At 50.7% G+C, this 13,993-nt stretch carries 13 protein-coding genes; 10 read left to right on the plus strand and 3 right to left on the minus strand.

The genetic code is table 11. The features are described 5' to 3' along the window. Nucleotides 1-4 precede the first annotated feature (4 nt). The 3 genes from menA to LDN30_RS07305 are packed head-to-tail and all read left to right on the plus strand — an operon-like array spanning nt 5 to nt 2,090. Entirely contained in the window at nt 5-955 is a 951-nt protein-coding gene (gene menA / locus LDN30_RS07295) for a 1,4-dihydroxy-2-naphthoate octaprenyltransferase (protein WP_223929115.1), read from the plus strand. Between the two features lie 14 nt (nt 956-969). Continuing rightward, nucleotides 970-1,626 (plus strand): HD domain-containing protein, encoded by a 657-nt coding sequence (locus LDN30_RS07300; RefSeq protein WP_223929116.1) that lies wholly within the window; start codon nt 970-972, stop codon nt 1,624-1,626. Then, nucleotides 1,623-2,090 (plus strand): nucleoside deaminase, encoded by a 468-nt coding sequence (locus tag LDN30_RS07305; protein WP_223929117.1) that lies wholly within the window; start codon nt 1,623-1,625, stop codon nt 2,088-2,090. The genes LDN30_RS07300 and LDN30_RS07305 overlap by 4 nt, the downstream gene beginning before the upstream one ends. Before the next feature lie 354 nt (nt 2,091-2,444). Here the strand turns inward: LDN30_RS07305 and LDN30_RS07310 are convergent, their stop codons facing one another. Both LDN30_RS07310 and LDN30_RS07315 read right to left on the minus strand, forming a co-directional pair. After that, nucleotides 2,445-2,600: a hypothetical protein gene (locus LDN30_RS07310; protein ID WP_223926085.1), complete on the minus strand. Its 156-nt coding sequence runs from the start codon at nt 2,598-2,600 to the stop codon at nt 2,445-2,447. 9 nt (nt 2,601-2,609) lie between these two features. Then, on the minus strand, nt 2,610-3,500 hold the full coding sequence (locus LDN30_RS07315) for an RluA family pseudouridine synthase (RefSeq protein WP_223926086.1): 891 nt from the start codon (nt 3,498-3,500) through the stop codon (nt 2,610-2,612). 124 nt (nt 3,501-3,624) lie between these two features. Between LDN30_RS07315 and LDN30_RS07320 the strand changes: the two genes are divergently transcribed. The 7 genes from LDN30_RS07320 (at nt 3,625) to galK (ending at nt 12,750) form a co-directional block, all read left to right on the plus strand. Next, nucleotides 3,625-5,244, plus strand: coding sequence for an ABC-F family ATP-binding cassette domain-containing protein (locus tag LDN30_RS07320; RefSeq protein WP_223926087.1), 1,620 nt, complete (start codon nt 3,625-3,627; stop codon nt 5,242-5,244). 50 nt (nt 5,245-5,294) lie between these two features. Next, nucleotides 5,295-5,918 carry a nucleotide exchange factor GrpE gene (locus LDN30_RS07325; protein WP_223929118.1) on the plus strand — a complete coding sequence of 208 codons (624 nt, stop codon included), beginning with the start codon at nt 5,295-5,297 and terminating at the stop codon, nt 5,916-5,918. Nucleotides 5,919-5,937: 19 nt separating this feature from the next. After that, the gene (gene dnaJ, locus LDN30_RS07330) at nt 5,938-7,098 is read left to right on the plus strand and encodes a molecular chaperone DnaJ (protein ID WP_223926089.1); all 1,161 of its coding nucleotides are present in this window, start codon (nt 5,938-5,940) and stop codon (nt 7,096-7,098) included. Nucleotides 7,099-7,262: 164 nt separating this feature from the next. After that, nucleotides 7,263-8,561 (plus strand): bifunctional folylpolyglutamate synthase/dihydrofolate synthase, encoded by a 1,299-nt coding sequence (locus LDN30_RS07335; protein WP_223929119.1) that lies wholly within the window; start codon nt 7,263-7,265, stop codon nt 8,559-8,561. 484 nt (nt 8,562-9,045) lie between these two features. Then, the gene (locus tag LDN30_RS07340; RefSeq protein WP_223929120.1) at nt 9,046-10,134 is read left to right on the plus strand and encodes an aldose epimerase family protein; all 1,089 of its coding nucleotides are present in this window, start codon (nt 9,046-9,048) and stop codon (nt 10,132-10,134) included. 91 nt (nt 10,135-10,225) lie between these two features. Then, nucleotides 10,226-11,539 (plus strand): MFS transporter, encoded by a 1,314-nt coding sequence (locus LDN30_RS07345; protein ID WP_223926092.1) that lies wholly within the window; start codon nt 10,226-10,228, stop codon nt 11,537-11,539. A 50-nt stretch (nt 11,540-11,589) separates the two neighbouring features. Next, complete coding sequence (gene galK / locus LDN30_RS07350) at nt 11,590-12,750, plus strand: galactokinase (RefSeq protein WP_223926093.1); 1,161 nt, start codon at nt 11,590-11,592, stop codon at nt 12,748-12,750. 65 nt (nt 12,751-12,815) lie between these two features. On the opposite strand, the gene LDN30_RS07355 is transcribed toward galK, so the two are convergent. Next, a complete protein-coding gene (locus tag LDN30_RS07355; protein WP_223926094.1) occupies nt 12,816-12,989 on the minus strand; it encodes a hypothetical protein in 174 nt (57 codons plus the stop codon). Between the last annotated feature and the right edge of the window lie 1,004 nt (nt 12,990-13,993).

Consider the following 13,993-nt stretch of genomic DNA (forward strand, 5'->3'; position numbering starts at 1 on the left):
AAATATGATATCAGAAAACGATAATATAAGAACAAACTCTACAGAGGCCTGGATTCTCGCCGCACGACCAAAGACCCTGACGGGAGCTTCCGTTCCAGTGATGATTGGTGTAGCACTGGCCATCAAGACAGCACAATGGAACAGTTCACTGATTCTGCCGGCGATACTCTGTTTCATCTTCGCATTTTCGATGCAGATCGACTCGAATCTCATCAACGACTACTTCGACTGCATCCACGGCAACGACGACACCTCCACACGCCTCGGACCGAAAAGGGCCTGCGCCGAAGGGTGGATAACGCTGCCGGTGATGAGAAGAGGCCTCGTCGTCGTGAGCTTGGCAGCGTGCTGTTTCGGACTGCCGCTGATTTTCTACGGTGGATGGGAGATGGTTATCGTAGGAGCTTTATGCGTACTTTTCGCCTTTCTCTACACCACCTTTTTCTCCTATAAAGGACTTGGCGACCTGCTTGTGCTGATATTCTTCGGCATAGTGCCCGTTTACTTCACGTGGTGGGTGTGCGTACCGGAAGAGTTACAGCAGTTCAATCCCACCATTCTCGGGTGCGGAATAGCCTGCGGACTCGTCATCGACACCCTGCTCCTTGTAAACAACTACCGCGACCGCGACAACGACAAACGAGACGGAAAGATGACATTAGTCGTAAGGATAGGCATCCGGAACACCGAGAAACTTTATCTCTACCTGCCCACAGTGGCCGAGATTATCGTCTTCCTGTGTCTGGCCACAGCCATGCAACTTACGATATTAGAGGTTGTTATCTTCCTTGCGCTGGCCAGCCTCTACTTTATCCCCCACTCCAAGACGACCAGGAAACTCATTGCCATCAAGAAAGGTAAGGCCCTCAACATGGTGCTCGGCATGACAGCACGCGACATGTTCTTGTTCGGCATCATGACTGCGGTTCAGATAATCCTCATTTACGAACCTTGACAATTGTCGGAGATATGCAACAGAAACCCAATTTGGAGATAATGTCGTTCATCGAAAGAGACATTCTCCCACGATACAACGCCTTCGGCCGCAGCCACGGCCTTCTGCACGTCCAGCACGTGATACGCAACTCGCTGGAGCTGGTACCCCTCACGGGTGCCGACGTGAACATGGTCTATGTCATTGCAGCCTATCACGACTTAGGAATGGAGGGTCCACGGGCCATTCACCACATCACAAGCGGAAAGATTCTTCAGGCCGACGCCCGACTGCGCAAGTGGTTCTCGGCCGAGCAGATAAAGATAATGAAGGAAGCTGTTGAGGACCACAGAGCATCATCGTCGCGACAACCGCGGAGCATCTACGGGAAAATCGTTGCCGAGGCCGACCGCGACCTCGACCCCGAAACGGTATTCACAAGGGCCATACAATACGGACTGGAGAACTATCCCGAGAAGAACGAGGAAGAACAATGGCAGAGGTTCATCAGCCACATGGAGGAGAAATACTCCATCAACGGCTATATAAGACTGTGGATACCTAACAGTCCCAATGCCAAGCGCCTGCGGACAATTCAGAACATGATTGACAACAAAGACGAGTTGCAGGCCACATTCAAGCGAATATTCAAATCACTTACAAACAATACTGACGAAGAAAACAAGATATGACAGATAAAGAACTCATGCGGAGGGCAATAGCCCTGTCCATCGACAGCGTGAAAAGCGGTGGCGGACCCTTCGGAGCCGTTATAGCGCGCGATGGAGAAGTGATTGCCGAGGGCAGCAACAGTGTGACCATCGACAACGACCCTACGGCGCACGCCGAGGTGAACACCATAAGGAAAGCCTGCAAAAAGCTCGGCACCTTCGACCTCACGGGATGCGTCATCTACACATCCTGTGAACCGTGTCCGATGTGTCTCGGAGCAATCTACTGGGCTCACCTCGACAAGATTTACTTTGCCAACAACCGGGAGGATGCCGCTGCCATCGACTTCGACGACGACTTCATCTACAAGGAGATAGCCCTCCCGGTGTACCGCCGCCAGAAGCCATCCGAGATTCTTCTCCGCGACGAGGCCATCAAGGCTTTCCAACTCTGGCAACAGAAGGTGGACAAGACTGAATATTAGCCACCGGAGAATAGTTTCGCAAGCTCAACCAAAGCCAATACCATTGCAACCGCCCACCGCATTTGGCAATCCGAGTAGAGCGAAAAATATTTACAACTTTCCAATACATGCCATTTCGGCTTGCGAAACGGTCCATTTCAGCTCGTGAAATGGACCGTTTTGCGTTCTAAAACGGACCGTTTTGCAATGCAATTTGGCCCATATTCGTAAGCCATTGTGTATCAACGAGTAACACAGATGGTTTATTTATTGATGTTATTTGAAATAAATTTACACTTCGTATAAGCTCATGGAATTACGACAGCATCCTGAAAGCATGCCACCTAAAGACTCTTGCAGTAGCTGCAACGCACCTCAGAGGATGCCAATCTCAGTCAGAGCCCACCACAACACCGCGGCGACGACGAAGCCGACAATCATGTTCCAAATGCAGCCGGAGACTTTCTTGATGACGAGAAAGCCTACGACGGCAACGATAACGACAGCGAGATAGTATTTCAGATCCTCCATAAGGAATGGTTATTTGAAGAGTTTTTGAAAGTCGTGAGGAATCATCGTCGAGAATTCCATTGGCTTATGGCTCACCGGGTGGTAGAACGACAGAATGTAAGCATGGAGACACAACCGTCCGATGGGGTTGTCGCCGTTGCCGTATTTTACGTCGCCGCACACCGGATGCCCCATGTCGGCAGCATGGACACGTATCTGATTCTTCCGTCCCGTCTCAAGCCGGAACTCCACAAGCGAGTGGGTGGCTGTTCGGTCGAGCACATGATAGTGAGTGACAGCGTATTTGCCGCCGTTGTCTATAGGAGAGCTGTAAGTGACATAAGCCTTGTTGTCCTTCAGCCAGTTGGCTATCGTACCCTCGTCGTTCTCCATCTCACCGCTCAGCACGGCCACGTAGCGGCGGTCGAAGACAATGTGGTGCCAGTCGTGCTCAAGAATTTGCTCGGTTTGTATGTCCTTGGCGTAAATCATCAACCCACTCGTGTCGCGGTCGAGGCGGTGCACAACATGAGCCGTGCACTTCTGCCGCGTACGGCGGAAGTAGTCGTCGAGCACCGTCTTGACGTTCAGCGAGCTGTGGCCGGCGGCCATACTGAGGATTCCGATGTTCTTCTCTACGACCACAATATAGGAGTCCTCATAGACGAGTTTGAGGTACTTGCTGTGGAAGGTATTGTTCTTCTTCGACTTGCTCACACTCACCTTGTCGCCCGCATGAAGCGGATAGTCGAACTGAGTGCGGAACTTGCCGTTAACCTTCACGCCCATATTCTTGAGCGTTGCCTTCACCTTCGTCTTACTCTCACCAACATTGGCCAACAGCCAGTCAAGGAGCCCGGAGTCGCCCTTGACGGTGTAATGCGCGAAATTATCCCTCTGATATGGATTAGTATGTCTCATATAGGGGGCAAAGGTACGAAAAAGAAATGGAAACGGGCTGTTTTTCAGATAAAAGTTGTACCTTTGCAACCGATTTATATATACAGCTATTTACGATTTATATATACAGCTATTTAATAGAATTATGATAACTCTCACCAACATCGCTGTCCAATTCGGCAAACGAGTTCTTTACAAAGACGTAAACATTAAGTTCACCCGCGGCAATATCTATGGCGTTATCGGTGCCAACGGCGCCGGAAAATCAACGCTGCTGCGTGTCATCGACGGTGAACTGGAACCCAACAAAGGCTCGGTGGAGATGGGACCGGGCGAGCGTCTGTCCGTCTTGGAACAGGACCACTTCAAATATGACAGTTTCAAAGTCCTCGACACCGTTCTCATGGGCCACGAACCGCTGTGGAACAACATGAAAGAGCGCGAGCAACTATACTCTAAGGCGGAGATGACCGAGGAAGACGGCAACCGCGCCGCTGAGCTCGAGGAGAAATTCGCCGAGATGAACGGATGGGAGGCTGAGAGCGACGCTGCCCAGCTGCTGCAGCACCTCGGAATACCGGAGGAACTGCACCAGAAGCAGATGGCCGACCTATCGAACAACGAGAAGGTGCGCATCATGCTGGCAAAGGCCCTCTTCGGCAAACCCGACAACCTGCTGCTCGATGAGCCTACCAACGACCTCGACCTCGACACGGTAGAATGGCTCGAGGATTACCTCGGCGAAATCGATGAGCATCAGACGGTGCTCGTCGTCAGCCACGACCGTCACTTCCTCGACGCAGTATCGACGCAGACTATAGATATCGACTTCGGTAAGATCACTGTCTTCGCCGGAAACTACTCTTTCTGGTACGAGAGCTCGCAGCTCGCCCTGCGCCAGGCTCAGAACCAGCGCATGAAAGCCGAGGAAAAGCGCAAGCAGCTCGAGGAGTTCATCCGCCGATTCTCTGCCAATGTGGCAAAGAGCAAGCAGACAACAAGCCGAAAGAAAATGCTCGAGAAGCTCAACGTCGAGGAAATACGGCCGTCGAGCCGCAAATACCCGGGCATCATCTTCCAGATGGAGCGCGAACCGGGAAACCAAATTCTCGAAGTCAAGGACCTCAAAGCTGTTGAGGAGGATGGAACAGTACTGTTCGACCACGTCAATTTCAATGTTGAGAAAGGACAGAAGATTGTATTCCTCTCCCACAATCCAAAGGCCATGACAGCCCTCTTCGAGATTATCAACGGCAACCGCAAGGCTGACGCCGGCGAATATAAATGGGGTGTGACCATCACTACGGCTTATCTGCCGCTCGACAACACTAAATTCTTCGACTGCGACAAGAATCTCGTCGACTGGCTTTCGCAGTATGGCACTGGTAACGAGGTGACAATGAAAGGGTTCCTCGGCCGAATGCTGTTCCGTCAGGAAGAGGTTGAGAAGAATGTACGTGTACTGTCGGGAGGTGAGAAGATGCGACTCATGATTGCACGTATGCAGCTGCAGAATGCCAACTGTCTCATCCTCGACACACCTACGAACCACCTCGACTTGGAATCGATCCAGGCCTTCAACAACAACCTCACATCGTTCAAGGGCAACGTCCTCTTCAGCTCTCACGACCACGAGTTCATCGAGACCGTGGCCAACAGAATCATCGAGCTCACACCGTCGGGAACCATCGACAAACTCATGACCTACGATGAATACATCCACGACGATGCCATCAAAGAACAGAAGGAGCAGATGTATAAATAAGGATTTGGCATGTTTTTTGCTAAGCCCTATTTAAAACAAAAAACTACATTATGAGCAAAGAGAACGAAATAGATAACGAAAAGAAGAAACAAGAGCAGAACGTAGCCGACAAGGATTCGGCTAACGCTCAGGGCACTGATAACACTTCGGAGGCTAAGGCCGGCAAGGAGGAGCCCAAGAAAGAAGAGTCGGCGAAGGACGCTGAGAAGAAGGATTCCGACGACAAGACATCTAAAGAAACCGAGCTACAGAAGCAGATTGACGACCTTAAGGACCGTTATCTGCGCGAGGTGGCCGAGTTCGACAACTATAAGAAGCGTACTCTCAAGGAGAAGGCTGAGCTTATCCTCAACGGCGGCGAAAAGACAATCACTGCCATTCTGCCGGTACTCGACGACCTTGAGCGCGCTCTCGCCGACAAGAACGAGGATGCCAAAGCCATAAAAGAGGGCATGGATCTCATCTACAAGAAATTCATAAAAACCCTTGAGGGACTTGGTGTTAAAAAGATTGACACTAAGGACAAGGACTTCGACACCGACAACATGGAGGCTATTGCCATGGTCCCTGGTCAGAGCGACGACAAGAAAGGCAAAGTCATCGACTGTGTTCAGACCGGCTACACCCTCAACGAGAAAGTTATCCGTCATGCCAAAGTGGCGGTAGGACAATAATTACAAGAAACGAAAGACCGTGGCAAAGAGAGATTATTACGAAGTTCTTGGTGTCAGCAAGGACGCCTCCGATGCAGAAATAAAGAAAGCTTACCGGAAGTTAGCCATCAAGTATCATCCCGACCGCAATCCGGGCGACAAAGAGGCTGAGGAGAAATTCAAGGAGGCTGCCGAGGCCTACGATGTCCTTCACGACCCACAAAAGCGGCAGCAGTACGACCAGTTCGGATTCAACGCTCCCGGCGGAGGGTTCAACGGCAGTCCGTTCGGCGCTGGCGGATTCTCCATGGACGACATCTTCTCCATGTTCGGCGATGTATTCGGCGGACGAGGAGGATTCGGTGGCTTCAGCGGTGGCAGCGGACACGCCCAGACACGTAAGTACCGCGGCTCCGACCTCCGGCTGAAAGTGAAGCTCACGCTCCAGGAGGTGGCAACGGGAGTAACGAAGAAATTCAAGGTGCGTAAGGATGTCGCATGCCCCGACTGTCACGGTACCGGTGCCAAGAACGGTGCCGGTGTTGAGACGTGCCCTAACTGTCATGGCAGCGGCGTGGAGATAAGAACGCAGCAGAGCATCTTCGGAATGATGCAGACCCAGACAACATGCCACGTCTGTGGCGGTGAGGGAACAATCGTCAAGGAGAAGTGCCCCAAGTGCGGTGGCGACGGTGTCGTCAAGGGCGATGAGGTCGTCGAGATAAACATACCGGCAGGAGTAGAGGACGGAATGGTGCTGAACGTTCCCGGAAAAGGAAACGCCGGTAAGCACAACGGCATCAATGGCGACATAAAAGTTTACATCGAGGTCGAGAACAGCGACATCTTCATACGCGACAAGCAGGATCTCATCTACAATCTCCTGCTCGATATTCCCACAGCTGTCCTCGGTGGCACTGTTGAGATTCCAACACTCGACGGAAAATCGACAAAGATAAAGATTGAGCCGGGAACACAGCCGGGAAAGACCCTGCGGCTACGCGGCAAGGGACTGCCCGCCGTCAACGGCTATGGCTATGGAGTCGGCGACATCATTGTACAAATCAGCGTTTACATTCCTAAGACTCTATCGCACGAGGAAAAGAAAGCAATAGAGAGTTTCAGAAACAGCGACAACTTCAAGGGCGACAACAGCACAAAGGAAACAATATTCCAGAAGTTCCGCAATCTCTTCAACTGATTGCTGCCACAGTGCTGCAGGGCGGCTAAGCCGCTAAGGCTCAACAATAAAACATTAACGAAACTAACAGAACAAGAAGTCTCGATTGGTCACATGACTGCGAAAAAAAGTCGGCCACCGTGACTTCTTGTTTTTTAATCAAATTTTTTCAAGAAAGCAAGATTATGACTGAAGAGGAAATAAACAAGGAATTCGATTCCACAGTACATTATTTATATAACTGCACACCGGTATTCGAGCATGTAGGAGCATCAGCATATAAAGAGGGGCTCTCCAACACACTGGCGCTCGACAGCCACTTCGGACATCCTCACACTCATTTCCTCTCCATCCATATCGCGGGAACAAACGGAAAAGGCTCCTGCTCCCACACCCTTGCATCAATCCTCCAGGCCGACGGCTATAAGGTGGGACTGTACACCAGTCCGCACCTCGTCGACTTCCGTGAGCGCATACGTGTCAACGGCAAGATGATTCCTAAGAAATACGTCATCGACTTCGTACGCAAGAACAAGGATTTCTTTGAGCCCCTCCACCCTTCTTTCTTTGAGCTCACTACGGCCTTGGCTTTCAAGTATTTCGCCGACAGCGACATCGACATTGCCGTTGTCGAGGTGGGACTCGGCGGTCGGTTGGACTGCACCAATATCATCACCCCTATCCTGTCGGTCATCACCAATATCAGCTTCGACCACACACAGTTCTTGGGGAATACCCTTGCGAAGATCGCCGGCGAGAAAGCAGGAATAATAAAGGACGGAGTGCCCGTCGTCGTCGGTGAGGATATCCCCGAGACACGACCCGTTTTCGAGTCGAAAGCCGAAACAACCCGCTCCACAATCGTCTTCGCCCAGGACAAGCCCCTCATCACTTCAGCTAAAGCCAACGCACTTGGCGGACGCGACTACAAGACCAAATATTTCGGCGATATCCACTATGAGCTTGGCGGCGACTACCAGGACAAGAATGCCAACACGGTGCTGACAGCATGCATGCAGTTGCTCAACAAGGATGTCATCCGCGACACTGACAGCGTAGCCAAAGGATTTGCCAATGTCTGTGAGGCCACGGGACTCATGGGGCGGTGGCAGAAAGTGCACGACCATCCAGTAGCCGTCTGCGACACCGGCCATAATGTCGGAGGATGGCAGTATCTCGCTCCGCAAATAGGAGCACAGCAGTGCAGGACAAGGCGCATAGTATTCGGAATGGTCGACGACAAGGACCTCGACAAGGTGCTCTCGATGATGCCCAGGGATGCCGTATTCTACTGGACGCAGCCATCGTGCAAAAGAGCCTTCGCCGTGGAGAAAATCGTTGAGGAGGCTGAGAAACAAGGACTTGAAGGGCACCCGTTCGCTACCGTCAAAGAGGCTTACGCAGCAGCTCTGAGCGACAGCAGTGCCGACGACTTCATCTTCGTAGGAGGCTCCAGCTACGTCGTTGCCGACTTATTGTCATAGCAGTCAGTGACATTTCGGCATATCTTTCGCGCTAAAACAACACATATTCCGACTAACCGGATATTTTCCGCGGGCATCGGACGACCAATATCGCTTGTTCGGTGCCTGCGGATGTCGCCCAGCATACGCCAATTCTCATCTCGCAGGTAAACCATAGCAACCCACTGATAATTAACGGGTTGCAGACGCACACCATACGAATAGAGTGCTGCAATAAACTCAGCAACAAGCTCTTATATTACTACTTTATTTACATTTCCGTCTTTTCCCGACATCAGAAAGCACCTTATGCGACACTGCGACACTGCGACACTGCGACGTTGATTATCGAAGAAATTCCGTCAACGGCATTTAGGCTCTTAATTGTTTTTAACATACTGAGATTGTCTTTTTTTTGTTTTGGTTTGGTTGTATCGAGAATTTTCAGTTACTTTGCAAATAGTAAACGAAACCAACAATATCAATCCTACTAAAAACGCTGATTATGACAAACTCTGTAGAAACACAAAACAAATGTGGTCTGAGAAGAGAGGACTTCCAGACCACTGTCAACGGCAAGCATACTGATTTATTCATTCTGCGTAACTCCAAGGGCAACGAAGTGGCTTTCACCAACTACGGCGGTGCCATAGTAGCAATCATGGTTCCCGACAAGAACGGCAACTACGCCAACGTCATTCAGGGGCACGACAGCATCCAGGGTGTCATAAACTCAGAGGAGCCCTACCTCTCGCGCCTTATCGGACGCTACGGCAACCGCATTGCCAAAGGACAGTTCCAGCTCCACGGCAAGCACTATCAGCTCGCTACCAACGACGGACCAAACCATCTGCATGGCGGCAAAGCCGGATTCAATGTTAAGGTGTGGGATGCCACACAAGTCAACGACCACGCCGTAGTGCTCAAATACACAAGCCCTTATGGCGACGAGGGATTCTCCGGCGAGGTTGAAGTTTGGGTCGCTTACTCATGGACCGACGACGACGAACTAATAATCAAATACCGTGCTACGACAAACAAGAAGACTATCATCAACCTTACTCATCACGGATTCTTCTCCTTGGCAGGTGATGCCGACCCCACACCCAACGTCATGAACGTTGAGTGCCAGCTCAATGCCGACTTCTTCCTGCCCATCAACAACACCAGCATACCGACGGGAGAGATTCTGAAAGTTGAGGGCACACCGTTCGACTTCCGCACTCCTCACACCATCGGCGAACGCATCAACGACGACAACGAGCAGCTCAAGAACGGCACCGGCTACGACCACTGCTACGTTCTGAACAAGCCCGAGGAAGGTGAGCTCACCTTCGCTGCCAAGCTCCACGAGCCTGTCAGCGGACGAACAATGGAGGTGTACACCACGGAGCCGGGATTGCAGCTCTATACCGGCAACTTCGAGTTCGGACTCAAGGGCTACCATGGCACCACCTACCCTAAGCGCAGCGCCATATGCCTCGAGGCACAGCACTTCCCCGACACTCCCAACCATCCTTACTTCCCGTCGGTAGTACTGAATCCGGGAGAAGTTTACGAGCAGCGAACAGTATATAAATTTGGTGTAGAATAACAATAACTCATTGATAGTGACCGCACCTTGTTCACATTCACCACAAGGTCCGGTCACTTTATTTTGCTAAGAATACAACTATTCAAAAACAATGGAAAAGACTAATACAAAACAGAACGGGAGCATCATTGCCATTATAACAATGATGTTCCTCTATGCCATGATTGCGTTCGTAACCAATCTGGCTGCGCCTATCGGCGTCGTATGGAAGAACCAGCCGGAAATCGGCGGCAGCAACATGCTCGGAATGATGGGTAACTTCATGAACTTCTTCGCTTATCTGTTCATGGGTATCCCTGCCGGCCGACTGCTTACAAAGATTGGCTACAAGAAAACGGCTCTCCTTGGCATCGCCTTCGGATTCGTCGGAGTGTTCATCCAGTTCCTCTCCGGATTCCCATCGGGAATGACCGGATTCATCGTCTATCTGCTCGGAGCTTTCGTCAGCGGTTTCTCCGTTTGTCTGCTCAACACCGTTGTCAACCCGATGCTGAACCTGCTCGGTGGTGGCGGTAACCGCGGCAACCAGCTGAACCTCATCGGTGGAACACTGAACTCACTGGCCGGAACACTCACGCCGATGCTCGTCGGTGCACTCATCGGACAAGTATCGAAGTCGACGACAATGACAAAAGTCAACCTCGTTCTCTACATCGCATTAGCCGTGTTCGCAGCAGCATTCATCATCCTCTCGTTCATTCCTATCCAGGACCCTGAACTCGGAAAGACCGACGAGACCACAGTCTTCGAGCACTCGCCATGGTCGTTCCGCCACTTCACCCTCGGTGTCATCGCCATCTTCGTCTATGTGGGCGTTGAGACCGGTATCCCCGGCACACTGAACTTCTACATCTCTGATACATCGACAAGCGGAGCCTGGACAAGCGCAGTGGCCAATGCAGCCGCCATCGGTGGTTTCGTAGCCGGAACATACTGGCTGCTGATGCTCGTAGGACGCTTCGTGGCCGGATTCATTGCCGACAAGGTTTCGTCACGGACAATGATGATGTGCGCTACCGGACTGGGAATGATTCTCATCATCTGCGCCATACTCATTCCTAAGACTGTCACGGCATCGATGCCGCTGTTCACCGGAACGGCATTCAAGATGACCACTATCCCACTGAGTGCTGTACTCCTCGTACTCTGCGGACTCTGCACGTCAATCATGTGGGCTTCGATCTTCAACCTCTCTACCGAGGGACTCGGCAAGTACACAGCACAGGCCTCAGGAATATTCATGATGATGGTTGTCGGCGGAGGAGTACTGCCACTGATTCAGAACTTCATTGCCGACCACGCCGGATATATGGTCAGCTACATCATTCCGCTGTTGGCCATGGCTTATATGTTCGTCTACTCAGCTTTCTTCAGCAAGAACGTCAACAAGGACATTCCGGTCTGATGTCATCGCAATAACCAATTTGAACCCTAAAAACAAAAAAATAAGCAACTATGGATATTGAAAAAGTTAGATCACGCTTTATAAAGCATTTCGACGGTAAGACAGGAAACATCTACATGTCGCCCGGACGCATCAACCTCATCGGCGAGCACACCGATTACAACGGCGGCTTTGTCTTCCCCGGAGCTGTAGACAAGGGAATCATGGCTGAGGTCCGCCCCAACGGTCTCAACACCGTCATCCTTTACTCCATCGACCTCAAGGACAAGACCGAGTTCAAGGTCGACGACCCTAAGGGTCCTAAGGCTACATGGGCCCGCTACATCTATGGCATTGTACAGGAGATGCGCGCCCTCGGCGTCGATGTCAAGGGTTTCAACGCAGCCTTCTATGGCGATGTGCCCCTCGGTGCAGGAATGAGCTCATCAGCAGCCTTGGAGAGTTGTTTCGCCTTCGCCCTCAACGACTTGTTTGCCGACGGACGCATCTCAAAGTGGGATTTGGTTCTTGCAGGACAGGCCACAGAGCACAAGTATGTCGGTGTGAACTGCGGAATAATGGACCAGTTTGCAAGCGTATTCGGACAGAAGGGAAAGCTGATGCGTCTCGACTGCCGCAGCCGTGAGTTCCAGTATTTCCCATTCGATCCACAAGGCTACAAGTTGGTTCTTGTCAACTCGAAGGTTAAGCACGAGCTGGTAGGAAGTCCTTACAACGACCGCCGTCAGAGCTGCGAGAATGTCGTTGCTGCCCTCAACAAGCAGTTCCCCGACAAGAAGTATGAAACTCTCCGCGATGCCACTTGGGCTGAGCTCGATGCCGTCAAGGGTGCTGTCAGCGAGGAGGACTACAAGCGCGCTCACTTCGTCCTCGGCGAGAAAGACCGTGTCTTAGCTGTCAGCGATGCCCTTGAGGCCGGCGACTACGAGACTGTGGGCAAGAAGATGTATGAGACCCACGATGGACTGTCAAAGGAATATGAGGTCAGCTGCGAGGAACTCGACTATCTCGTCGACATTGCACGTGAGAACGGTGTCACCGGCAGTCGTATCATGGGCGGTGGCTTCGGCGGTTGCACCATCAACCTTGTCAAAGATGAGGTTTACGACAAGTTCATCGCCGATGCGAAGAAGAAGTTCAGTGCCAAGTATGGCCATGAGCCGGAAGTCTATCCGGTAGTCATCAGCGACGGTTCGCACAAGGTTTGCTAATCGTCCAACTTTCGCTATATGAGGGGTACCCGTTTCGGGTGCCCCTTTTTCTTTTGCGGTAGTGGCTATAGAAGCTGAGCCATGCGAGCAATAGAAGCTATAGAGGCTATAGAGGCTATAGGAGCTATAGAGCCTCGGTCGCCCACCTCAGAACCACATTGGGCTATAGAGGCTATAGAGGTTATAGAGGCTATAGGAGCTATGAGGCTATTGGAATAGCGAATCAATCTGGTTGCCATGGCCATCTCAGCCTGAGTAATGTTTGGCAGCGCTTCGGCCAAAGGGTGTTTGGCAGGGGTGCTGCCGGAATATATGATTGTCGTAGCGGTGGGAACCGCTCGGAGGGAATGGAGTTTTTAGTGAGAGATTTATTCTGCCCGCAAAGGTAGCAAACAAAATCGCCGATTCCAAATTTTCGCCCTTTATTGCCGTTAAAATCTGTTAACAACAGCCGATAAACATCACTTTTACATATTTACCGTTTGCGAGGGGTATATTTATTGTATAAAAAGCGCATATTTATTATTTGCGTATAAATAAGCAGATTCCCATTAAGGGAAATGGGTAATAGGTACAAAGCAGATTGTTTCTTGTAATATTGTCGACATGCGATAGCTATAAATGTTGCGTTGTTACGTTGTTACGCTTGGGGGGAATGAAGTCGAAGCCAATCAGCAATGATGCTCCTAAAATCTAACTCAAAATTCCTATGCGCCACACCGCCACACCGCCACATAAGGCCGATACTGACATGCGGCAAGGAATTCGGCCAAAATGAGACTATAGAGTAAAAATATATTAATTATTATCACCTTGGTAACACATTGATAATTAATGTGTTGCACACATCCACCGGAGCGGGGTTTATCCCCGTCCTCGCAGCTGCGTGATATTTGCTTGGTATCTTGTCCGTAGCTACTGCGGGGCAATTGCTTTGTATCTTGTCCGTCGCTGTTAGGGCAGGGATAAACCCTGCCACTACGGCGGCAGAGTGCTGCAACGACCTTATCATCAAGCAATTATGCTGCTTCTTATTTTACAATTCTGTGCTCCGCCCGACATCAGAAACCTATAAATGTAGCGGTTGAGAGAAATGAAGTCGAGGTCAATTAGCAATTAGGCTGTCAAAAATTTAGTCAGTTTTTATACTCATAATTGCTTTTGATTTACAAGGATTTATTCTTAACTTATATAAACATATTCCATAGTATATATTAACTTTAATAATTTGCATAAGTCATTG

The sequence above is a fragment of the Prevotella lacticifex genome (genome assembly GCF_019973375.1).
GTDB classification, from domain to species: domain Bacteria; phylum Bacteroidota; class Bacteroidia; order Bacteroidales; family Bacteroidaceae; genus Prevotella; species Prevotella lacticifex.